A 22,255-nucleotide genomic window follows, 5' to 3' on the forward strand; every position below is an offset into this window, starting at 1 on the left:
CCGACCGATTCATGGCAAATCATGCGATTACGTGTAGTTACCGTGCCGTTCGTACGACTTATCCGATTTGCGGTGGCGGCGGTCGTCGCCGGGGCGTTGTTCGCCGGCGGCTCGGCCAGCGCGGCCACGGTGCAGCACAACCCGCTGCGCACGCCGCAGTTCGACGGGGCCGTGTTCGCCACCGCCTGTCTGGGCGACCACCCTTGCCGCCAGCGAGACGCTGCACCAGCTGACGGCGGGCGGCGAGTTCACGACGGTCGGCGGGGCGAGCCAGAAGCGGCTCGCGGTCTTCGCCTGACGCCCGGGATAAGCTGCTGGTGTGGCACTGAGCGAGTCGCAGCAGTGGAAGGAACCGGGCGGGCCGCCGAGCCCGCCGCTCGGCCAGCTCCAGGCGACCGCCGGACAACCGCGCCAGCCCTGGCCGGGCGCGATGGGGCCGCCCGTGATGGGGCAGCCGGTGGTGGGCCCGCCGCCGCGGCTGACCACAGCCCGCCCACCGACGCCGGCCGCCGCCTACGGGGCCTGGCAGGGCGTGCTGAAGCCGCCGACGTTCCGGGTCAGCACGCCCCGGCCGACATACCGCGAGGCGCTGCCCATCCGCGGCCAGATGGTCGCCATCGGGGGAGCCGTCGGCGCGGCCTGGATGCTGCTGTTCGGCCTGATGATGAACGGGTCCGCGCGGGGGTACGTCTGGATCACCATCGTCGCCGGAATCCTCGCCTGGGCGGCGGCCGCGATCCTCGCCCGCTTCGGCGACCGCGGCGTGGCCGTGGGGGTGGCCGCCTCCAGCGGCGTCGCGGTGGCCATTGCCGGCGTCCTCGTGGCCTACCGCCTGGCCGGCGGAGATTGGCTCCTCTGGTAGTCGAGAGCCAGCGGAAATTGGCTCCTCTAGTAGTCGAGAGCCAGCGGAAATTGGCTCCTCTAGTAGTCGAGAGCCAGCGGAAATTGGCTCCTCTGGTAGTCGAGAGCGGTAGGCGAGGCGAACGCCAAGGCAAGAAAACCGATACTTCGGCCCCGACTCTTGACGTGGATACCGCCGAGGATCACCCTCAGCAACATGGCTTTGAGGCTGCAGCGGCTCGACCCCGAGCGGCGTCGCCGGCGGCTCGCGCTGCTGGTCGAACTCGCGGACGCCAAGGCGCTCCGCGAGCGGCTCCACCCCCGCCGTCTGCGCTCGGACCGCCTCCGCCAGCTGATCGCCAGCCGGCGTCGCATCGTCGACTGACGACTCGCCGACTGAACTCCGGGGCCCTTTGCCGCCAAGCGGCGACCCGCTCGAATAGTGTTCACCGCGTACCGACGAGCACCGACCGGGGGGACCGTGTCGCACTTCGCTGCCGCTGTCACGCGCGGCGCTGATGGCTGGGCCGCTACCGAGCTCGACCTCAGCGGCGTCGCCGACATCGAAGAGATCACCGATCGCCTGCGTGACGCCGATCCGGAGGCGTCCGTCTCGCTGCTGTTCGTCGAGTCCGACGACGCCTATCTGGCGATCCTGCGCCTCGACGAGGGCGAGGACCTGCGCGTCTTCGGCTCGGACTCGGTCTTCGCCGAGGAGTCGCGCCTCGGCGCCATCCTCCTGGGTGACATCGAGGACACGCTGCCGGAGCTCGCGGGTGAGGACGGCGAGGACGGCGAGGCTTCCGACGAGGATGAGGACCGGCCCTCGGCCGAGCCCGACGTCGAGCCGGTCGGCGACTCCGAGCTGCTGGCCGACCTGGGCATGCCGGGCGGGCGGCTGCTGGAGCTGTGCTCCCAGGAGGGCATGCTGCCGGCCGACCTGACCGCTGAGATCTGCCAGGCCATCGGGGCCGGCGACGAGATCGAGGAAATGCGCGAGGTGTGAGCGGCACGAGCGGTCCGCAGCGAAGCGGGGCGGCCGCGACCAGTCGGCCCGGCCCGGCCCGCGCCGATGGCGAACCGCGCGGGGGCGACGGCCGCGACGCCGTCCGGCGCCGCTGGGAGCCGGCCATGCGCCGGGCCCTGGAGGTCGCGGCCACGGCCGGCCCGGACGTGCCCATCGGCGCGGTTCTGCTCGGCCCCGACGGCGTGGAGCTGGCCGCCGCGCACAATGAGCGCGAGCTGACCGGCGACCCCACCGCGCACGCCGAGATGCTCGCCCTGCGCCGGGCCGCGACGCACACCAACGCCTGGCGGCTGGAGGACTGCGCCCTGGTGGTCACCGTCGAGCCCTGCACCATGTGCGCGGGCGCGATCGTGCTGGCCCGGGTGGGCATGGTCGTCTTCGGCGCCTGGGAGCCCAAGACCGGCGCCGCCGGCTCGCTGTGGGACGTGCTACGCGACCGGCGGCTCACCCACCGCCCCGAGGTGGTCGGCGGGGTGCTGGAGGACGAGTCGGCGGCCCTACTGCGCGGGTTCTTCGGCGGGCACCGCGAGTAAGGGACGGCAGATCTCCCGGGCGGCGTCGGTCCACGGGGACGGACGCAGCGTGCGGGGGTCGAGCTTCACGTTGACCCGCCGGCCCTCCGCGTGCACCGTCTGCCCGTCGACCGAGAGGATCCGGAAGCGGTACACCGCGCTGCTGTCCCCGAGCGACTCCAGCCAGAAGTGCACGCCGATCTCGCCGGTGCCGCGGACCGGCGCGCGGTAGGAGATCGAGTACTCCACGACGGCGTGGGTGACGTCCGGAGTGGTCGGGCGGCCGCCGGCGAACGAGTGGCCGCGCTGGGCCCACCAGTCGGACAGGGCGCGTTCGAGAAACACCGCGTACCGCGCGTTGTGGACGATGCCCATCGCGTCGAGGTCGTCGAAGTGCACGGTGAACGGCTGGACGGCTCCGGGTAGTACCGCTGCGGTCATGTCAGGCCTCCGGAAGAAGTTCGGGCGTCGGGCTCAGGCCGCGCAGGCGCACCAGGGCGGCCGTGCGCGCGAAGGTGTAGATGCGGCTCGCCGGCAGCAGCCGGGACTCGTAGATGGCCGCGGTCTCGTGCGCGTTGAGCTCGAAGGACAGCTGCTCCGGGTCGGTCTCCGGGCCCAGCTCGCCGAGCTCGACCGCCTCGTTGATCAGCCGCTGGAGCAGCACGTGCCAGAGCTGCAGCGCCTCGGCCAGCCGGTCGTGCACCGGGCCGGGGCGGGCGACGAACTCGAACTGGGCGTTGCAGAAGAAGCAGCCGCCGGGCAGGGCGCCGGAGGCCACGTCGGCGAGGCGCCGCTCGTGCATGGCCCACAGCCGGCGCAGCCCGCGCGGCTCCTTCAGCGCCGGGAGGACCACCACCCGGGTGTAGCGGTCCTGCGCGTGCTCGATGGCCGCGAGCTGCAGCTCCTCCTTGGTCCGCCAGTGCGCGAAGAGGCCGGACTTGCTCACCCCGAGCCGCTCGGCGAGCTGGCTGAAGGAGAGCCCGTCCAGGCCGGACTCGGTGGCGAGCACGATGGCGGCGTCGAGCGCGGCGGTCCGCGCCCGTTCGCCGCGCGCCAGGCGACCGTCGATCACGAGATGACGGTACCAAACAATAAAAGCGATCGGTCGGTTAGTTTTGTGTGGGCAGGGTCACCGTGACCCTGAGCCCTCCCCCGTCCCGGGGTTCGGCGTCGGCCGCGCCACCGTGCGCGACCGCGACCGAGCGCACGATCGACAGGCCGAGGCCGGTCCCCCGGGCCGATCCGGTCCGCGAGCGCAGACGCCGGAAGGGCTCGAAAAGGCCCGGGATCTCGTACTGCGGAACCACCGGCCCGGTGTTCTCCACCACCAGCCGCACGACCCCGCCGGACCGGCCCGTCGACAGCCACACCCGCCCGTCGGGGACGTTGTGGGTCACCGCGTTGTCCACGAGGTTCTGCACGACCCGTTCCAGCAGCACGGGATCGCCCGTCACCGGCGCCGGCCCCAGGTCGGCCTCCACGTCGCCGCGCCCGGCGACCACGTGCCGCGCCACGTCGGCCAGGTCGACCCGGTCGTGCACGGTCAGCTCCTGCTCGGAGGCGACCAGCGTGAGCAGCCCGTCGATGAGGCGCTCGTGGCGGGCGTTGACGGCCAGCAGCGTCTCGCCGAGCTGGACCACCTCCGGCGGCGGGTCGGGCCGGCCGAGCGCCACCTCGATGAGCGTCCGGTTGATCGTGATCGGGGTGCGCAGCTCGTGCGAGGCGTTGGCGGCGAACCGGCGCTGCGAGTCGAAGGCCTGGTCCAGCCGCTGCAGCATGGAGTCGAAGGTGTCGGCCAGCTCCTTGATCTCGTCCTTCGGGCCGGCCAGCGCGATCCGCTCGCGCAGGTGCCCGCCGGCCACCCGCCGGGCCGCCTCGGTGATCCGCCCGACCGGCCGCAGCGCCCGCTCGGCCATCAGCCAGCCGAAGCCGACGCCGATCACGGTCAGCAGCCCCAGCGCGATCGAGCCCTGGGTCAGCAGCGTGTTCAGGGTGTCGTGCTCGACGCGCTCCTGCCGCTGGGCCAGCTGCTGCACGAGGTCGAGGGTTTCCGGCGGAAGGCCCTTGATGACGCTCTTCAGCTGCGGCGACACCTCGTCGATCTGCGTCGAACGCTGGTGGATGCTCTGCTTGACCAGCAGGTAGGTCACCGTCAGCAGCAGCGCGCCGCCGGCCAGGAACAGCCCGCCGAACAGCAGCGTGAGGCGGGCGCGGATCGGCAGGTGCTTCACGGGATCTGGTACCCCACTCCGGCGACGGTCTCGATCACGGGCGGGTCGCCCAGCTTGCGGCGCAACGTCATCACGGTCACTCGCAGCACGTTGGTGAACGGGTCGATGTGCTCGTCCCAGGCCCGCTCCAGCAGCTGCTCGGCGCTCACCACCGCGCCATCGGCCCGCAGCAGCTCCTCCAGCACGGCGAACTCCTTGCGGGTCAGCGCCACGTAGTGCCCGGACCGCTGCACCTCCCGGCGGTTGGGGTCCAGCCGCAGGTCGCCGCGCTCCAGCACCGGCGGGGCGGCGGCCCGCGCCCGCCGCCCGAGCGCCCGCACCCGGGCCACCAGCTCGGCGAAGGCGAACGGCTTGCCCAGGTAGTCGTCGGCGCCCAGGGACAGCCCGGCGACCCGCTCGGTGACCGCCGAGGCCGCGGTGAGCATGAGGATGCGGGTCTCCGGCAGGGTGGCGCTGACGTGCCGGCACACCTCGTCGCCGTCGACGACGGGCAGGTCCCGGTCGAGGATCAGCACGTCGTACTCGTTGACGCCGAGCCGCCGCAGCGCACCGTCGCCGTCGTAGGCGACGTCCACGGCGAAGGACTCCCGGCGCAGCCCCTCGGCCACGGCGTCGGCCAGCAACTGCTCGTCCTCGACCACCAGCACCCGCATGTCCCTCATGGTGCCGTGCGCGCGCGTAAGCCGGGGATAAGCCCGCGCGCTGACGGTCGTCTTATGGGCCCGCCGGTTTCGTTGGCGCCATGAGGAAGCTCCTGGTCGCCACGATCTGCTGCGTGCTGCTGACGGCGTGCTCGTCGCCGTCGTCCGGTCCCTCCGTTGCCACTGCCGGCAGCGGTACCGCGACGCCTTCCGCCTCAGCGCCGCCCGACAAGGCCGAGGCGAACCGGCAGTTCGCCAAGTGCATGCGCGAGCACGGGGTCGACGTGCCGGACCCGGGGCCGGACGGCAACCTGCAGTTCGACGCCAACGCCGCCGGGGATCGCAACAAGGCGGTGCAGGCGGCGTCGGCGTGCCAGCAGTACCTGCCGAACGGGGGCGATCTCAAGAACCTGTCCCCGGAGCAGCTCGAGCAGGCCCGGGCCTTCGCCAAGTGCATGCGCGAGCACGGGATCGACATGCCCGACCCCGACCCGAACTCGGGCGTCGCGGCGATCCTGAAGGGCAACATCGACTTCAACAGCCCCGAGTTCAAGTCCGCCACCGAGGCGTGCAAGAGCGTGGTGAAGCGGTGAAGCGCTGGCTTCTCGTCTTTTCCGCGGTCGTCCTGATCGCTCTTGTTGGATATGTCGGATTCACGCGTTCTGCTGAGCCCGCGCCCGCCGCGCCACCGCCGCCCCACACCGCGAAGATCGCCAAGGGGACGCTCACCGCGACCGAGGACGTCGACGGCACCCTCGGCTTCGGCGACCCGGTGACGGTCAACGGCCGGCTGCCGGGCACCGTCACCGGCCTGCCGGCGGCGGGCGCCACGGTGCGGCGGGGCGAGGCGATGTACCGCGCCGACGGCCGCCCGGTCGTGCTCTTCTACGCCGCCGCGCCCTTCTACCGCACCCTGAGGCCCGGCGACGAGGGCGAGGACGTCGCCGCCTTCGAGGCCAACCTGGCGGCCCTGGGCTACAAGGGCTTCACCGCCGACAACTCCTACACCGGCGCCACCGCCGGCGCCGTGCGCGACTGGCAGCACGACCTGGGCCTGCCCGAGACCGGCACGGTCGAGTTCGGCCGGGTCGTGGTCGCGCCCGACGCGGTGCGCGTCGGCGAGGTGAAGGCCCACCTGGGCGACAACGCGGCCGGCCCGATCCTGCAGTGGACCGGCGCCACCCGCCTGGTCACCGTCCAGCTCGACGTCACCGAGCAGCGCCTCGCCGCGGTCGGCGCGGCCGCCTCGGTGCGGCTGCCCGACGACACCGTGGCCGACGGGCGCATCTCCGCCATCGGCGCGGTGGCCACCGCCTCCGTGCAGAACAACCAGACCAAGGTGACCGTCGACGTCACGGTGAGCATCGCCGACCAGGCGCGGCTCGGCACCTACGACGCCGCGCCGGTGAAGGTCACCCTGGTCTCGCAGCAGCGCGAGAACGTCCTCACGGTGCCCGTGAGCGCTCTGGTGGCGCTTTCCGAGGGAGGGTACGGCCTGCAGCTGATCGACGGGTCGGGCACCCGCACGGTCGCGGTGCAGACCGGCCTCTTCGCCTCGGGCCGGGTCGAGGTCTCCGGCCCCGGCCTCGCCGAGGGCCAGACCGTCGGGGTGGCCGGATGATCGCGCTGGAGCGGGTCCGCAAGGTGTACCCGGGCGGCGTCACCGCGCTCGACGACGTCTCCCTGGAGATCGAGGCCGGGGCGCTGGTGGCGATCGTGGGCCCGTCGGGCTCCGGGAAGTCGACGCTGCTGCATCTCATCGGGGCATTGGACGTGCCGACGAGCGGCGTGGTGAACATCGACGGCCGGGACGTCGCGGCGTTGTCGGACGCGGGGCTCTCGCGACTGCGCGCCACCACGATCGGGTTCGTCTTCCAGCAGTTCCACCTCGCCCCGGGCGTGTCCGCCCTGGAGAACGTGGCCGACGGCCTGCTCTACGCCGGGGTGTCCCGGGCCGAGCGGCGCCGCCGGGCCGCGCTCGCCTTGGAGCGGGTCGGCCTGGGCCACCGCCTGGAGCACCGCCCGCACCAGCTCTCCGGCGGCGAGCGCCAGCGCGTCGCCATCGCGCGGGCGGTGCTGGGCGACCCGCCGCTGCTGCTGGCCGACGAGCCGACCGGCAACCTGGACAGCGCCGCCGGCGAGGGCGTGATGACCCTCCTGCGGGCGCTGCACGCGGCCGGCACCACGGTCGTCGTCATCACCCACGACCGCGACATCGCCGCCTCCCTCCCGCGGCGGGTCGCCCTGCGCGACGGGCGGCTGACGTGAAGTTCGCCGACATCTGGCGCCTCGGCGCGATCGGCCTGCGCACCCGCCCGCTGCGGGTCGTGCTCTCGGCCCTGGGCATCGCCATCGGCATCGCCGCGATGATGTCCGTGGTCGGCATCTCGGCCTCCAGCCGGGCCCAGGTCGACCGCCAGCTCGCGGCCCTGGGCACCAACCTGCTGACCGCCGGCCCGGGCAGGTCCTTCTTCGGCGACGACACCCACCTGCCCGACGACGCCGAGGCCATGGTCGCCCGGATCGGCCCGGTCACCGGCGTCTCCGCCACGGGCCGGGTGCCGGGCGCGAAGGTGTACCGCACCGACCGCATCCCGGCCGCGGAGTCCGGCGGCATCGCGGTGCTGGCCGCCCGCCCCGGCCTGCCGGACACGGTCGGCGCCACGGTGCACGCCGGGACCTGGCTGGTGGCGCCCACCTACCCGACCGTCGTCCTGGGCTCCCGGGCCGCTTCGATCCTCGGCCTCGGCGACGGCCTGGGCCTGCGGGTCTGGCTCGGCGACCATTGGTTCACCGTGGTCGGGATTCTGGATCCGGTACCGCTGGCCCCCGAGCTCGACAGCGCGGCCCTCATCGGCTGGCCGGCCGCCGCCGACGTCCTCGGCTTCGACGGGTACCCGACGACGATCTACAGCCGCTCCCGCGACGACGCCGTGGCCCAGGTGGCCGCGGTGCTGGCCGCGACCGTCAACCCGGAGGCGCCGAACGAGGTCCAGGTCTCCCGCCCGTCCGACGCGCTGGCGGCCAAGGAGGCCACCGACCAGGCGTACACCGGACTGCTCCTCGGCCTGGGCGCCGTGGCCCTGCTGGTCGGCGGCGTCGGCGTGGCCAACACGATGGTCATCTCGGTCCTGGAGCGCCGCCCGGAGATCGGCCTGCGGCGGGCGCTCGGCGCGACCCGCGCCCACGTCCGCCTGCAGTTCCTCGCGGAGTCGCTGCTGCTGGCGGCGCTGGGCGGCCTGGGCGGCGTGCTGCTGGGCCTGCTGGTGACGGAGGCCTACGCGGCGGCCCGCTCGTGGCCCGCCGTCCTGCCGTGGTGGTCCCTGGCCGGCGGCCTGGCGGCGACCCTGGTCATCGGCGCCATGGCCGGCCTGTACCCGGCGATGCGGGCCGCCCGCCTCTCGCCGACCATCGCCCTGGCGTCGTGATATGCCCGATATGTCGCTCACGTTCGGTGAGCGACATATCGGGCTTCCTTCAGGAGCTCAGGCGATGATCGTCTGGAGCGCGATCTCGACCATCTGGCCGAACGTCTGCTCCCGCTCCTGGGCGGTCGTCCGCTCCCCGGTCTTGATGTGGTCGCTGACGGTGAGCAGCGTCAGCGCCCGCGCCCCGAACCGCGCCGCGATCGTGTACAGCGCCGCGGACTCCATCTCCACGGCCAGCACCCCGTAGTCGGCGAGCCGGTCGTACAGGTCGGGGCGGTCGGTGTAGAACGCGTCGGCGGCCAGAATCGGCCCGACCCGCATCGCGATCCCCTTCTCGGCCGCCACGTCGACGGCCGTGCGCAGCAGCCCGAAGTCCGCCACCGGCGCATAGTCGATGAGCCCGTCGAACCGCTGCCGGTTCATCATCGAGTCGGTGCTGGACCCGATCGCCGCCACCACGTCGCGCAGCTTGAGCGACTCCTGCAGCGCCCCACAGCTGCCGACCCGGATCAGCGCCTTGACGCCGTAGTCGTTGACCAGCTCGTGCGCGTAGATGCTGGCCGAGGGCATCCCCATGCCGGAGCCCTGCACGGACACCTCGACGCCGTTGTACTTCCCGGTGAACCCGAGCATGTTCCGGACGGTCGAGTAGCAGTAGGCATCCTTCAGGTACGTCTCGGCAATCCACTTCGCCCGCAGGGGATCCCCCGGCAGCAGGACCCGCTCGGCAATCTGACCCGGCTCGGCGCCGATGTGCGTGCTCATACCGTGATCCTGCCAAACGGCGAGCCCCCGCGCGGACGGGCCCGGGACGTCAGGTAACCTCTTCGGCGGTGGCGTGTCCGAGTGGCCTAAGGAGCACGCCTCGAAAGCGTGTGAGGGGGTAACTCCTCCCGGGGTTCGAATCCCCGCGCCACCGCACTCGGCCAGTCAGAACGCCCGGCACCTCCGCAAGGAGGCGACCGGGCGTTCGGCGTCTCACGGCGACGACCCCCGAGCCGCCGCATAGCCGACGGCCGGAAGTACGACGGCCAGCACAACCGCGGGCTTCCATTCCGAGCCATGACTCAAGCCACGCGGGGCTGACGGCAGCCCTGGAACAGGCCTCGGCGCGCTTCGGCGGGATCGAGGTGCTGGAGTTCTCGCCGTACGCCGGCCTCAACCGGATCCTCCCGGCCGAGGTCACCATCGACAACCTCCGGCCCGAGATCGAGCACCTGCTCTACGGCGCCGTCACCGCCGTCGGCGCAGTCCTGCCCGGCATGCTCGCCGCGGGCACCGGCACGCTGCTGTTCACCACTGGCGGCGGTGCGATCGCGCCGTACCCCATGCTCGCCGCGACCAACGCCGCCCAGGCCGCCCTGCGCAACTGGGTCCACAACCTGCACAACACCCTCGGCGAGCAGGGCATTCAGGCCGCGACGGTCGCCATCAACGTCTTCATCGGCGCGACGCCGCCGGCCCCGGGCATTCCGCACGCCGCCCCCGACCAGATCGCGCAGGCCTACTGGGCCCTGCACACCGAGCGCGGCCAGCACGAACGCGTCATCAACGGCTGAAGGCACACGGCGCACCAGCGCGGGCCCGGCGGCGTTCGCGATAGCGTGAGCGCATGGCGAGCGCTCGTGATCCTCTGGCTGATCTGCGGCGTATTGCGTTCCTGCTCGAGCGGGCGCACGAGGCCACGTACCGGGTCAGGGCCTTTCGAGGCGCGGCGGGCAAGCTGGCGAAGCTGCCCGAAGGGGAGCTGGTCTCGCGGGCCAATGCGGGGACGCTCACCGAGCTGCCCGGGGTCGGGGACGTCACCGCCCGGTGCGTCGTCGAGTCGCTGGCCGGCGAGGAGCCCGTCTACCTGCGGCGGCTGGAGGCCACGGCCGGGCAGGACCTCGACGAGGCCACGGCGGGGCTGCTGGCGGCGCTCAAGGGGGACTGTCACGCGCACTCGGACTGGTCCGACGGCGGGTCGCCGATCGACGAGATGGCGCTGGCCGCCGCGCAGCTGGGGCACGAGTACCTCGTGCTCACCGATCACTCGCCCCGGCTCAAGGTGGCCCGGGGGCTGTCCGCGGAGCGCCTCGAGGAGCAGCTGGGGGTCGTGGCGGAGGTCAATGCCGGGTTCGCCGGGCTGGGCATGGACTTCCGGATTCTCACCGGCATCGAGGTGGACATCCTGGCCGACGGGTCGCTCGATCAGACCGATGAGCTGCTCGGGCGGCTCGACGTGGTGGTCGGGTCGGTGCACAGCAACCTCAAGGACGAGCCCGAGGTCATGACCCGGCGGATGGTCACGGCGCTGGCCAATCCGCACCTCGACATCCTCGGGCACTGCACCGGGCGGCTCATCACGGGCGGGCGGGGGACGCGGGCCGAGAGCCGGTTCGACGCCGAGGCCGTGTTCCGGGCCGCCGTCGAGCACGACAAGGCCATCGAGATCAACTCTCGGCCGGAGCGGCTCGATCCGCCGAAGCGATTGCTACGGGTGGCGCTGGAGCTGGGGTGCCGGTTCTCCATCGACACCGACGCCCACGCGCCCGGGCAGCTCGACTGGCTCGGCAACGGGTGTGCGCGGGCCGTCGCCTGCGGGGTGCCCGTCGACCGGATCGTCAACACCATGGGGGCGAAGGACCTGCTTGCCTGGGCGGCGACGCACGAATAGGCCCTGGGAGATGCCGACGCCGCCCAGGACGATCAGGCCGCCCACCGGCTGGTGCCAGGTGAGGTGCTCGCCGAGGAACAGCACGCCGGCCAGGGCCGCCACGAACGGCGGGAAGTACGTGACCATCGAGCCCGTCGTCACGCCGGCGGTCTGGACCACGTGGTAGTTCAGGGCGAAGGCGATGCCGGTGCCGAAGATGCCCAGGGCCAGTACGCCGAACCAGACCTTCGGGGACAGGCTCAGCGGCGACGGGGGCAGACCGGCGATCAGCGGGGCGGCGACGACCAGGTGCAGGGTCGACATGATGAGCTGGCCGGCCGAGAGCTGGAACGGGGAGATGTCGAAGTGCTGCATCAGCCAGCGGGTGTAGTTGAACGCGATGCCGTAGCCGATGACCGCGCCCAGCAGCATCAGCTGGCCGGCGAGCGAGGCCCCCGCGACGCCGTTCCAGACGCCGAGCACCACCAGTACACCCAGGAATCCGACCAGCAGTCCGGCAATCTGGCGCCGGGCGGGGCGCTGGGAACGCACGGCGACGAGGGTGACCAGCAGGGTGGTCAGCGGGGCGGTGCCGTTCCAGATGCCGGCCAGGACGCTCGGCACGCGCTGCTCGGCGTAGCCGAACAGCACGAACGGGATCGTGGTGGCGAACACCGAGAACACGAACAGGTGGGTCCACAGGCGCAGGCCGCGCGGGAGCGGCAGCCGCCGGGCGGCCAGCAGGATCAGCATTGTCAGGGCGCCCAGGGCGATGCGGAAGAGGGCGATGTACACCGGCGCCAGCCCCGCCAGCGCGTCCTTGATGAACATGAAGCTGGTGCCCCAAATGAGGGCGACTGCGGCGAACGCCGGTAGCCAACGCTTGACGTCAGGAGCGGAGCCAACCATGGGCCTTACTCTGCCGTAACCTGGGAACGGCTGTCAGCACGCTGAGCCACGGGTTGGGAATTGGCCTGCGGGCGCGCCGCGGCGACCCGGTTTGTGCCGTAGGGTTCGGCCGTGGGTTCTATCGATGACATCGCCAACAGGTATGTCGAGCAGTGGGCGCCCCTCGACCCGATCGGGGCGACCTTCGTCGGAATCGCCGGCCACGACAACCGGCTGACCGACCTCTCGCCCGACGGGTTCGCCGCGCTCGCGGAGCTCGACCGGCGCACACTCGCCGCGCTCGACGCCGAGACGCCCTCCGACGAGACCGAGCGGGTGGCCAAGGAGGCCATGCAGGAGCGGCTCGGGCTGGCGCTGGAGCGGTACGAGGCCGGGGACCTGGCCAGCGACATCAACGTGATCTCCAGCCCGCTGCACGGGGTGCGCAGCTCGTTCGACCTCATGCCGACCGAGGGCGAGGAGGCGGTGGCCAACATCCGGGCCCGCCTCGCCGAGGTCCCGCGGGCGCTCGCCCAGTGGCGGCAGACACTGCTGCACGAGGCCCAGCGCGGCCACGTCGCGCCGGCCAAGCAGATCATCGAGGTGGCCAAGCAGTGCGAGGTGTGGGCCGACCTCGAGGGCGACAACTTCTACCCCGACCTGGCCGTCCGCGTCGGCGCCCCGGACCTCGGCCCGCTCGCCGAGGCGGCCCGCGCGGCGACCGTGGAGACCGGCGAGTTCCTGCGCCGGGAGCTCGCGCCGCTGGGCCGGCCGAAGGAGGCCGCCGGGCGCGAGCGCTACCAGCTGGCCTCCCGCTACTTCCTGGGCGCGACGGTCGACCTCGACGAGGCGTACGCCTGGGGCTTCCACGAGCTGGCCCGGCTGGAGTCGGAGATGCGCGCCGTGGCCGACAAGATCGTGCCGGGCGGCACGGTCGACGAGGCCGTGGCCGCGCTGGACGCCGACCCGGCCCGCACCATCCACGGCAAGGAGGCGTTCCGCGGCTGGATGCAGCAGCTGGCCGACGCGACCGTCGACGAGCTCAACGGCCGGCACTTCGACATCCCGGAGCAGGTGCGCGCGATCGAGTGCATGCTCGCCCCGACGTCGGACGGCGGCATCTACTACACCGGGCCGAGCGAGGACTTCAGCCGCCCGGGGCGCATGTGGTGGGCCGTGCCACAGGGCGTGGACAGCTTCTCCACCTGGCGGGAGGTGACGACGGTGTACCACGAGGGGGTCCCCGGTCATCACCTGCAGATCGCCCAGACGTACGTGCGGGCCGAGCTGCTGAACCGGTGGCGCCGGGTGCTCGCGTGGTCGTCCGGGCACGGCGAGGGGTGGGCGCTCTACGCCGAGCGGCTCATGGACGAGCTCGGTTACCTCGACGACCCTGGCGACAAGCTCGGCATGCTCGACGGGCAGGCGTTCCGGGCCACCCGCGTGATCGTGGACATCGGCATGCACCTGGAGCTGACGATCCCTCGCGACAACCCGTTCGGGTTCGCGCCCGGGGAGCGGTGGACGCCCGAGCTCGGGTGGGAGTTCCTGCGGGCACACTGCCGGGTGGAGGAGAAGAGCCTCCGGTTCGAGCTGAACCGGTACCTCGGGTGGCCGGGGCAGGCGCCGTCGTACAAGCTCGGGGAGCGGGCCTGGCTCGCCGCCCGGGCGGACGCGCAGGCCCGGAAGGGCTCGGCGTTCGACCTCAAGGCCTTCCACCGGGACGCGCTCAACCTCGGCTCCCTGGGCCTCGATCCGCTGCGGGCGGCGCTCGCGCGGCTGTAACGGCCCGAGACGCAAAGAACCGCCAGCAGGCGGCAGCCTGTTGGCGGTTCCTTCCCCCTGGGATCAGGGGGCGTATGCGATGTTCAGCGCCGGCGCGGTCAGGATGTTCGACTGCACGTACACCAGCTCGATCGTGCATGCCGTGTAGAAGCCCGGCAGCGGGATCGGCGGCGGCGGGAACGACGGCGTGAAGGTGAGCGGCAGCAGGCCGAGCACGTTGGCGGAGAACGACGTGGTGTAGAACTTCACGTCGCCCTCGACCGTCAGCCGGCTGCTGAGGGTGAGCAGGGTCTTCGGCGCGCCCGGGGTTTCGAGTCGGAACGGCGTGGAGACCGAGTTCTTCATCGAGAAGGCCAGCACCTTCACCGTGGTGCCGTCCTTGTGCGGCAGCTCGGCCACGCCGTCGTAGGTCAGTGCGTCCATCGTCATCACGTCGGCCTTGAGGATCGACGGCTGCTTGGCGACGAAGGGCTGGCCGGCGGCGAGCTGGGCCTTCTTGTTGTTCGGGGTCGGGGACGCACTGGCCGAGGCGCAGGCCGCGGACTTGCTCGGGGCCGGCTTGCCGCCGATGCTCCCGGACGGGGCCGGTGCCGGCGGCGCCGGGGTGGTCGGGGCGGTGGTCGGGGTCGGCGACGCCTCGGGCGTCGTCTCCTTCTCCCCGCCGGTGAACAGGTCACCGAGCCAGCCCAGGATGCCCCCGGGCTTGTCCTGCTCGGTCTTGGCCGGCGACGGGGCCGGGCTGGACTCCGCCTTCGGGGTGGTCGCCCCGACGGCGGGGGCCGTGGTGCCGGCCGTCGCCGTCGCGCTCTTCGCCGGGGTGGATGAGGGGCACGCGGCCGGCGCCGCGTACGCCGCCTGGCCGGTGTGCGCAGCGGCGCCGGCGATCGCGGCGGCCACGACGACCGCCATCAGCAGTGGGCCCAGATGACGCCGCTTGGGCAGGTCATCCGGGCCACCTGCTGGGGGGAGCTGATCATCGGCGCTTCCGGCACCGGCCCCTTCGTGCAGGGGGCTCAGCCGGCTGGTCGGGAGTTCGTCCCGCAGCACACCCGAGGGGGTGTACGACGCCTGCGTGGGCTCCTCGTCGACGAGGAAGTCGTCCAACCGGGAGTCCTCGTAGGGCGGCTCGCCGGGCGGAAGATCTTCCGAAGGAGGAGCCGCGGGTGCCGGCTCGTCCACGCTCCAGGCGACGGTCAGCCCGCCGCCGACGAGGCCCAGGACGGTGCCGAGGAAGAACCCGCCGAGGTTGAGGCCGATCAGCGAGTACAGCGCCACGACCGTGCCGAGGATGCCGTAGAAGAGGCGCTGCTGCGGACTGAACCAGGCCAGCGCCCCGCACAGCAGCATCATCAGCGGCAGCACGTAGGACAGGAAGCCGGTCGGCCCGAAGTGGATCTCCAGTGCCAGGTGCAGGTTGCCGCTGAGGAAGAGCTCCAGCCCCGACAGGATCAGGAAGAGCCCGCCCCAGAACGGCCGTTGGGAAACCCACCCACCATTGTCCGCACCGTCCTTGCCGTGCGCGGCGTGAGAGGTGGTCACGAGGTCCTCCAGAAGGGGTTGCAAACAAGGAGGGCCCGCGGGTCTGCACCCGCGGGCCCGGGCGGTGCGCTTAGAAGCACTCCTCCGGCTTGGCGCCCGTGGAGACGCTCAGGTCGAGGCCGGTCAGCTTGAACGTGCCGGCGGTGGTGGACCACGCCACCTGCTTGAGGTTGGTGATCGTCACGCTGTCCGCCTGCTGGGCGAAGCCGCCCTGCAGGCCCTTGGCGTTCGCGCCGCCCTTGCTCAGGTCGGAGGCGTCGATGCCGATCTGGATGTTGTTGAACGTCGCGTCGCCCTGGAGGGACGACAGGTCGATCAGCAGGTCGGTGGCCTCGGCCGGGTTGTTCTTGTCCTGACCGGCGTGGATGACCATGCTGGCCGGCAGGCCGGGGATCTTCACCGACTGGCAGAGGTTGTAGAGCTTCGCGCTGGCGATGCCAGACACGGCGACCAGGTGGTTCTTCGGGTCGGCCGGGTTCTGCGGGTTGGCGCCCTTCTCGCTCGCCATGCCGCCGTACTGGACGAAGCCGGTGCCCTCGAGCCTGTCGGCGGACACCTTGAACTGGCTGCCGGACACGTTGAACGACGCGGCGATGGCGCCGGTCGCCTGACCGAAGACGATGGCTCCGGCGATGAAGCTGGCCGGCACGACGACGGTCGCGAAACGCTTCCACCGTGTGCGGCCCTTCACCGCGCTGCCCTGAGCTACGGACACGTAGGGCTCCTCTTGTCGCGGGGTGCTGTGGGTGCGGCGCTCCTGCCTTGCGGGCGCTCGCGTGCCGGGACCCGTCTCTGGCGGCGGCCGAAGACGAGGGAGATCTCCCAGAGGCGGGGTCGGGGCGTGCGGACGATGTTGCCGGGTCCCTCGCGCGCGTACAAGGCCGGTCGTTACTGGCCGGTAACCCCGAACCATCGAAATTCATACGCTCCGTAGCCGGTTACCGGGGTGTTTCCGTCGGATGACGGCCCTTCAAAGCCCGTGAATACGGACATACCTCCACTGTGACGACTACCACAGGTGACGAATCCAGGGCTCTATCACGGTTTGATAACGACAAACTCCCGGGGTTCTTTTCTGATATCGAACCCTATCAGTTTACGGGCAAATGCCACAAAGGCCGCATCGCCAAAAAGTCGGCATTGCGCGGGCCAGGTGGCCGGTGGTTAGTTAGCACCCGTAACTAATCCCGCGCGACAAAGGGTCGGCGCCCGAGTCCGAGCGGCTGCTTCCGCAAGCGCGGTCGGCGCGCGTCTTGCCTGGCTGAACCCCACAGCGCAGGAAGGACACCCCGCACATGACCCCATCCCCGCGCCGGTTGCGGCGGCTGCTGACGGCAGCCGCGCTCGCCGCCGGCGGCACCGTCGTGGCCGCCGTGGCCTATGCCCCGGCCGCCGCCGCGATTCCCCTCCCGGCGTCCGACTATCAGCACGTCCAGCTCGCCCTCGGCAGCGCGGAGCTCGGCGAGCCGATGTCCCTGGCGGTCATGCCCGACCGCTCGGTGATCCACACCGCCCGGGACGGCACAGTCCGCGTCACCGACGCCGCGGGCAACACGAAGGTCGCCGGCAAGCTCTCCGTCTACACCCACGACGAGGAGGGCCTGCAGGGCGTCGCCGTCGACCCCGGCTTCGCCACGAACCGCTGGGTCTGGCTGTACTACTCCCCCACGCTGTCCACGCCGGCCGGCGACGCCCCCGCCACGGGCACCGCCGCCGACTTCAACGCGTGGAAGGGGCACCTCAACCTGTCCCGGTTCACCCTGAAGGCCGACAACACCCTGGACCTGACCAGCGAGAAGGTCGTGATGACGGTCGACAACGACCGCGGCCTGTGCTGCCACGTCGGCGGGGACATCGACTTCGACGCGCAGGGGAACCTGTACCTGACGACCGGTGACGACACCAACCCGTTCGAGTCGGCCTCCTACGCGCCGATCGACGAGCGGACGAACCGCAATCCGCAGTACGACGCGCAGCGCTCCTCGGCGAACACCAACGACCTGCGGGGCAAGCTGCTGCGGATCCACCCGAACACCGACGGGACGTACTCCATCCCGTCCGGCAACATGTTCGCGCCGGGCACCGCCAAGACCCGGCCGGAGATCTACGCGATGGGCTTCCGCAACCCGTTCCGGATGAGCGTGGACAAGCCGACCGGCGTCGTGTACCTCGGCGACTACGGCCCCGACGCCGGCACCACCGACCCGAACCGCGGCCCCAACGGGCAGGTCGAGTTCGACCGGGTCACCGGCCCGGGCTTCTTCGGCTGGCCCTACTGCACCGGCACCAACACGACGTCGGAGACCTACAACGAGTGGGACTTCGCCGCCAACGTCACCGGCCCGAAGTACAACTGCGCGGGCGGCCCGACGAACAACTCGTTCCGCAACACGGGCCTGACGACCCTGCCGGGCGCCAAGGCCAGCTGGATCCGCTACGGCGGCGACGCCGGCACCCCGCCGGAGTTCGGCGCGAGCGGCTCCGAGTCGCCGATGGGCGGCCCGGTGTACCGCTACAACGCCTCGCTCAACTCGGCGGTGAAGTTCCCCCAGACGCTGGACGGCAACTTCTTCGCCGGCGAGTACGGGCGTAAGTGGATCAAGCCGGTCAAGATCAACGCCGACGGCTCGCCCGGCGAGATCTCGACCTTCCCGTGGGCCGGCACGCAGGTCATGGACATGGCGTTCGGGCCCGACGGCGCGCTCTACGTGCTCGACTACGGCACCGGGTCCAACAACCAGGCGCTGTACCGCGTCGAGTACATCGGCGGCGGCAACCGCGCCCCGATCGCGAAGCTCACCGTGGACAAGACCTCCGGGCCGAACCCGCTCACGGTGAACTTCTCCTCGGCCGGCAGCTCCGACCCCGAGGGCGGCGCGCTGACGTACGCCTGGGACTTCGACGGCGACGGTACGACCGACTCGACCGCGGCCAACCCGTCGTTCACCTACACCACGAACGGCACGAAGACCCCGAAGCTGACGGTGAAGGACCCGCAGGGCCTCACCGGCTCGGCGAGCACGGTCATCACGGTGGGCAACACGGCGCCGACGGTGAAGCTCAACCTGCCGGCCAACGGCCAGCTGTTCAGCTTCGGCGACACGGTGCCGTTCAACGTGACGGTGACCGACCCCGAGGACGGCACGATCGACTGCTCGAAGGTGACGGTCACGTACTTCCTCGGCCACGACCAGCACTCGCACCAGATCACGTCGAAGACCGGCTGCACCGGTTCCATCGCGATTCCGGTCGACGGTGAGCACGACGCCGCGGCCAACATCTACGGCATCTTCGACGCCTCCTACACCGACAACGGCGGGCTGACCGGCCACGGCATCGCGACGCTGCAGCCGCGGCACCGGCAGGGCGAGCACTTCGGCGCCCAGTCCGGCGTGCAGACCGCCGACCACGCGTCGGCGGAGGGCGGCAAGACCGCCGGGTACATCGAGAACGGTGACTGGATCTCCTACTCGCCGTACCTGCTGAACAACGCGACCCAGTTCACCGCGCGGGTGGCGTCGGCCGGCTCGGGCGGCACGATCGAGGTCCGCGCCGGCTCGCCGACCGGCACGCTGCTCGGCACGGCCACGGTGACCAGCACCGGCAGCTGGGAGACGTTCGCCAACGTCAGCACCGCCATCTCCGGCGCGCCGAGCACCGCCACGACGCTGTACCTCGTGTTCAAGGGCGGCAGCGGCTACCTGTTCGACGTCGACGCGTTCACGTTCACGACCGGGACCCCGACCACTCCGGTGGTGAGCCTCAAGTCGCTGACGAACAACAACTACGTGTCGGCGCCGAACGCCACCACCGCGCTGATCGCCAACTCGGCGACGATCGGCACCGCGCAGCAGTTCGACCTCGTCGACCTCGGCGGGGGCAAGGTGGCGCTGCGGGCGAAGTCCAACGGGCAGTTCGTCTGCGCCGAGAACGCCGGGGCCAACCCGCTGCTCGCCAACCGGGCGACGGCGGGGTCGTGGGAAACGTTCAACCTGATCCGCAACGCCGACGGCAGCGAGTCGCTGCAGGCGACGGTGAACGGGAAGTACGTCACCGCGGAGAACAACGGCGCGGCCTCGCTCATCGCCAACCGGGACGCCATCGGGCCGTGGGAGAAGTTCGACCTGATCGGCTACTAATACGTGACGCTGTATGTTGACAGTTCTCGTTGAAACATGAGTGGATGTGTTGGTCCGTGGGGGTGCTTGAGCGCCCCCACGGATCGGCCGTGGTCCGCCACCACGGTCGACGCATGCCTTTTAGGAGTCCTCGCATGAAGCTCTCCCAAAGGGTCGCGCTGGTGATCGCTCCACTCGTCGCCACCGCCGGCGTCCTGGTTGCCTCCGCGCAGCCGGCCAGCGCCTGGACCCCTAAGACGTCCCCGATGACCACCCCGTGGACCAACTCGGTCTCCACCACCAACCCGCTCCCGGAGTACCCTCGGCCGCAGCTGACCCGCCCGGACTGGCAGAACCTCAACGGGATCTGGGACTTCGCCGTCACCGGCAGCGGGCAGACGACGCCGCCGGCGACCTTCGGCGAGCAGATCCGGGTGCCTTACCCGGTCGAGTCCGCGCTCTCCGGCATCCAGCGCAAGATCACCGAGAATGACCGGATGTGGTACCGCAGGACCTTCACGGTTCCCGCGGGCTGGAGCGGCCGCCGGGTCCAGCTGAACTTCGGCGCCGTGGACTTCCAGACCACCGTGTGGGTCAACGGCACCCAGGCCGGCGCGGCGCACAGCGGCGGCTACGACGCCTTCACCTACGACATCACGTCGCTGCTCAACGGCGGCACCAACACGATCGTCGTCGGCGTGTACGACCCCACGGACGCGGGCAGCCAGGCCGTGGGCAAGCAGCGGCGCAACGACGTCCTGCCGCACGCCGGCGGCGGGATCTTCTACACCGGCGCCTCCGGCATCTGGCAGACGGTCTGGCTGGAGCCGACGCCGACGGCCCTCATCACGCGGGTCGACCTGGTGCCCAACCTGTCGAACAACACGCTCTCGGTGAACGCGCAGGGCGCCGGCCTGTCCGGCCAGACGGTCACCGCCACGGTCTCCACCGGCGCCACGGTCGTCGGCACGGCAAGCGGCAGCCCGGGCACGGCGTTCTCGGTCCCAGTGCCGAACGCGCACCGCTGGACGCCCGACGACCCGTTCCTCTACGACGTGAAGGTGGAGCTGCGCAGCGGCTCGACGGTCGTGGACTCGGTGGGCAGCTACGCCGGCATGCGCTCGATTTCCGTCGGTACCGTCAACGGCAAGCTGCGGATCCTGCTCAACGGCCAGTTCGTGTTCCAGACCGGCACCCTGGACCAGGGGTACTGGCCGGACGGCATCTACACCGCGCCGACCGACGCCGCGCTGCGCTCCGACCTGCAGCAGCACAAGAACCTGGGCTTCAACATGGTGCGCAAGCACATCAAGGTCGAGCCGCAGCGCTGGTTCTACGCCGCCGACCAGCTCGGCCTGCTGGTGTGGCAGGACATGCCGGCCATGCCGACCGGCAAGACGCCCGACGCGGCGGCCCGCACCCAGTGGGAGGCCGAGTACCACCGCATCATCGACCAGCACCGCAGCTCGCCCGCCCTGGTCATGTGGGTGGACGAGAACGAGGGCTGGGGGCAGTACGACCAGGCGCGCATCGCCAGCGACGTCAAGGCCTACGACCCCTCCCGGCTGGTCGACAACATGAGCGGCATCAACTGCTGCGGCTCCGTCGACGGCGGCAACGGCGACGTGCTCGACAACCACATCTACGTCGGCCCCGGCGCCACCCGGCCGTCCGGCACGCGGGCCGCGGTCCTGGGCGAGTTCGGCGGCCTCGGGCTGCGGGTCTCCGGCCACGAGTGGTCCCCGGGCAACGGGTTCAGCTACGAGGACCAGGCCAGCGCGGCGCGCCTCGACGACAGGCTCAACGGGCTCTACGAGCAGCTGCGCACCGGCGGGCTGCCGCAGGGTCTCTCCGCTTCGGTGTACACCGAGATCACCGACGTCGAGAACGAGAGCAACGGCCTGCTCACCTACGACCGGCAGGTCGTCAAGGTCGACGCGGCCCGGCTGCGGGCCAGCAACCAGGCGCTGATCGCGGCGTCCGGCAGCCCGGTCGCCTCGGCCACGCTGCAGACCGGCGTCTACAAGTCGCTGCGGGCCACGACGGCGTGCTGCACCAACCGGTACGTCCGCCACCAGAACAGCCTCGGGTACACCGAGGTGGTCGACGCCAACAGCAGCGCGCTGCTCAAGCAGGACGCCACCTGGAAGGTCGTGCCCGGCCTGGCCGACTCGTCGTGCTACTCGTTCGAGTCGCGCAACTACCCGGGCCAGTACCTGCGCCACCAGGCGTTCCGGGTGCGCAAGGACGCGAACGACAACTCGGCGCTGTTCAAGGCCGACGCCACCTGGTGCGCGCAGCAGGGCTCGGGCGGGGTGCGGCTGACGGCCTGGGGCTTCCCCGGCCAGTACCTGCGCCACTACAACGCCGAGCTGTGGCTCGCCACCCCGGGCGGCCCGAACCCGTACGACGGCGCCGGCCTCTTCGTCGAGGACACGACCTGGTCCGTCGACGCCCCGTGGGCGCCGTGACGCCCGGCTAGCCGGTGCTGTTCGACCCCGCCGGTCGGCTTCCGCTTCTCGTGGGAGCCGACCGGCTTTTTTGTTCTTGGCACGGCGGAGCTGGCAGGGAGGCCCCCAGGGCCGACCGGTCTCTGACGGGAGCAACGGCC

Annotated in this window: 20 protein-coding genes, 1 tRNA gene and 1 pseudogene; 14 read left to right on the plus strand and 8 right to left on the minus strand. The window is 71.4% G+C overall.

All coding sequences use genetic code 11. From position 1 onward, the window contains the following. The first annotated feature begins 319 nt into the window (after window positions 1–319). The 4 genes from ABD352_RS20680 (at window position 320) to ABD352_RS20695 (ending at window position 2,400) form a co-directional block, all read left to right on the plus strand. A complete protein-coding gene (locus tag ABD352_RS20680; protein ID WP_344614064.1) occupies window positions 320–862 on the plus strand; it encodes a hypothetical protein in 543 nt (180 codons plus the stop codon). A 195-nt stretch (window positions 863–1,057) separates the two neighbouring features. Next, window positions 1,058–1,225 (plus strand): hypothetical protein, encoded by a 168-nt coding sequence (locus ABD352_RS20685; RefSeq protein ID WP_344614065.1) that lies wholly within the window; start codon window positions 1,058–1,060, stop codon window positions 1,223–1,225. A gap of 96 nt (window positions 1,226–1,321) precedes the next feature. Next, window positions 1,322–1,846 (plus strand): tRNA adenosine deaminase-associated protein, encoded by a 525-nt coding sequence (locus tag ABD352_RS20690; protein WP_344614066.1) that lies wholly within the window; start codon window positions 1,322–1,324, stop codon window positions 1,844–1,846. A 125-nt stretch (window positions 1,847–1,971) separates the two neighbouring features. After that, window positions 1,972–2,400 carry a nucleoside deaminase gene (locus ABD352_RS20695; RefSeq protein ID WP_344614067.1) on the plus strand — a complete coding sequence of 143 codons (429 nt, stop codon included), beginning with the start codon at window positions 1,972–1,974 and terminating at the stop codon, window positions 2,398–2,400. On the opposite strand, the gene ABD352_RS20700 is transcribed toward ABD352_RS20695, so the two are convergent. Genes ABD352_RS20700 through ABD352_RS20715 form a run of 4 tightly spaced genes read right to left on the minus strand, consistent with a single transcriptional unit; the run spans window position 2,365 to window position 5,263 of the window. Further along, a complete protein-coding gene (locus tag ABD352_RS20700; protein WP_344614068.1) occupies window positions 2,365–2,820 on the minus strand; it encodes an acyl-CoA thioesterase in 456 nt (151 codons plus the stop codon). The two genes, ABD352_RS20695 and ABD352_RS20700, sit on opposite strands and share 36 nt — an antisense overlap. A 1-nt stretch (window position 2,821) precedes the next feature. Next, entirely contained in the window at window positions 2,822–3,451 is a 630-nt protein-coding gene (locus ABD352_RS20705; RefSeq protein WP_344614069.1) for a TetR/AcrR family transcriptional regulator, read from the minus strand. Between the two features lie 37 nt (window positions 3,452–3,488). Continuing rightward, window positions 3,489–4,610 carry a sensor histidine kinase gene (locus ABD352_RS20710; RefSeq protein ID WP_344614070.1) on the minus strand — a complete coding sequence of 374 codons (1,122 nt, stop codon included), beginning with the start codon at window positions 4,608–4,610 and terminating at the stop codon, window positions 3,489–3,491. Further along, window positions 4,607–5,263, minus strand: a complete 657-nt coding sequence (locus ABD352_RS20715; RefSeq protein WP_344614071.1) for a response regulator transcription factor — start codon at window positions 5,261–5,263, stop codon at window positions 4,607–4,609. The genes ABD352_RS20710 and ABD352_RS20715 overlap by 4 nt, the downstream gene beginning before the upstream one ends. 89 nt (window positions 5,264–5,352) lie before the next feature. Here ABD352_RS20715 and ABD352_RS20720 point away from each other — a divergent pair, with 89 nt between their 5' ends. Genes ABD352_RS20720 through ABD352_RS20735 form a run of 4 tightly spaced genes read left to right on the plus strand, consistent with a single transcriptional unit; the run spans window position 5,353 to window position 8,679 of the window. Next, complete coding sequence (locus tag ABD352_RS20720) at window positions 5,353–5,844, plus strand: hypothetical protein (RefSeq protein WP_344614072.1); 492 nt, start codon at window positions 5,353–5,355, stop codon at window positions 5,842–5,844. After that, window positions 5,841–6,872 carry a peptidoglycan-binding protein gene (locus tag ABD352_RS20725; protein WP_344614073.1) on the plus strand — a complete coding sequence of 344 codons (1,032 nt, stop codon included), beginning with the start codon at window positions 5,841–5,843 and terminating at the stop codon, window positions 6,870–6,872. The genes ABD352_RS20720 and ABD352_RS20725 overlap by 4 nt, the downstream gene beginning before the upstream one ends. Next, window positions 6,869–7,519: an ABC transporter ATP-binding protein gene (locus ABD352_RS20730; RefSeq protein WP_344614074.1), complete on the plus strand. Its 651-nt coding sequence runs from the start codon at window positions 6,869–6,871 to the stop codon at window positions 7,517–7,519. Before ABD352_RS20725 ends, ABD352_RS20730 begins: the two co-directional genes overlap by 4 nt. Then, the gene (locus tag ABD352_RS20735; protein ID WP_344614075.1) at window positions 7,516–8,679 is read left to right on the plus strand and encodes an ABC transporter permease; all 1,164 of its coding nucleotides are present in this window, start codon (window positions 7,516–7,518) and stop codon (window positions 8,677–8,679) included. Before ABD352_RS20730 ends, ABD352_RS20735 begins: the two co-directional genes overlap by 4 nt. Window positions 8,680–8,736: 57 nt before the next feature. On the opposite strand, the gene deoD is transcribed toward ABD352_RS20735, so the two are convergent. Then, a complete protein-coding gene (gene deoD, locus ABD352_RS20740; protein ID WP_344614076.1) occupies window positions 8,737–9,444 on the minus strand; it encodes a purine-nucleoside phosphorylase in 708 nt (235 codons plus the stop codon). Window positions 9,445–9,511: 67 nt separating this feature from the next. On the opposite strand from deoD, the gene ABD352_RS20745 reads away from it, so the two are divergent. The 3 genes from ABD352_RS20745 (at window position 9,512) to ABD352_RS20755 (ending at window position 11,335) form a co-directional block, all read left to right on the plus strand. After that, a tRNA-Ser gene (locus tag ABD352_RS20745) sits at window positions 9,512–9,598 on the plus strand. 163 nt (window positions 9,599–9,761) lie between these two features. Beyond that, complete coding sequence (locus ABD352_RS20750) at window positions 9,762–10,238, plus strand: SDR family NAD(P)-dependent oxidoreductase (RefSeq protein WP_344614096.1); 477 nt, start codon at window positions 9,762–9,764, stop codon at window positions 10,236–10,238. 53 nt (window positions 10,239–10,291) lie between these two features. Continuing rightward, a complete protein-coding gene (locus ABD352_RS20755; RefSeq protein ID WP_344614077.1) occupies window positions 10,292–11,335 on the plus strand; it encodes a PHP domain-containing protein in 1,044 nt (347 codons plus the stop codon). A 72-nt stretch (window positions 11,336–11,407) separates the two neighbouring features. Here ABD352_RS20755 and ABD352_RS20760 read toward each other — a convergent pair. After that, window positions 11,408–12,223 (minus strand): annotated as a pseudogene (locus ABD352_RS20760) (DMT family transporter); the annotation flags it as partial. 111 nt (window positions 12,224–12,334) lie between these two features. Between ABD352_RS20760 and ABD352_RS20765 the strand changes: the two are divergent. Beyond that, complete coding sequence (locus tag ABD352_RS20765) at window positions 12,335–13,987, plus strand: DUF885 domain-containing protein (RefSeq protein ID WP_344614078.1); 1,653 nt, start codon at window positions 12,335–12,337, stop codon at window positions 13,985–13,987. A 63-nt stretch (window positions 13,988–14,050) separates the two neighbouring features. Here ABD352_RS20765 and ABD352_RS20770 read toward each other — a convergent pair whose 3' ends face one another. Further along, window positions 14,051–15,526, minus strand: coding sequence for a DUF6114 domain-containing protein (locus ABD352_RS20770; protein ID WP_344614079.1), 1,476 nt, complete (start codon window positions 15,524–15,526; stop codon window positions 14,051–14,053). 70 nt (window positions 15,527–15,596) lie between these two features. Continuing rightward, on the minus strand, window positions 15,597–16,241 hold the full coding sequence (locus tag ABD352_RS20775; protein WP_344614080.1) for a DUF6230 family protein: 645 nt from the start codon (window positions 16,239–16,241) through the stop codon (window positions 15,597–15,599). Between the two features lie 580 nt (window positions 16,242–16,821). Here ABD352_RS20775 and ABD352_RS20780 point away from each other — a divergent pair. Both ABD352_RS20780 and ABD352_RS20785 read left to right on the plus strand, forming a co-directional pair. Then, window positions 16,822–19,665, plus strand: coding sequence for a PQQ-dependent sugar dehydrogenase (locus ABD352_RS20780; protein WP_344614081.1), 2,844 nt, complete (start codon window positions 16,822–16,824; stop codon window positions 19,663–19,665). A 134-nt stretch (window positions 19,666–19,799) separates the two neighbouring features. After that, window positions 19,800–22,115, plus strand: a complete 2,316-nt coding sequence (locus ABD352_RS20785) for an AbfB domain-containing protein (protein WP_344614082.1) — start codon at window positions 19,800–19,802, stop codon at window positions 22,113–22,115. Window positions 22,116–22,255: the final 140 nt, after the last annotated feature.

It is taken from the genome of Dactylosporangium salmoneum, from assembly GCF_039532525.1.
Lineage (GTDB): Bacteria > Actinomycetota > Actinomycetes > Mycobacteriales > Micromonosporaceae > Dactylosporangium > Dactylosporangium salmoneum.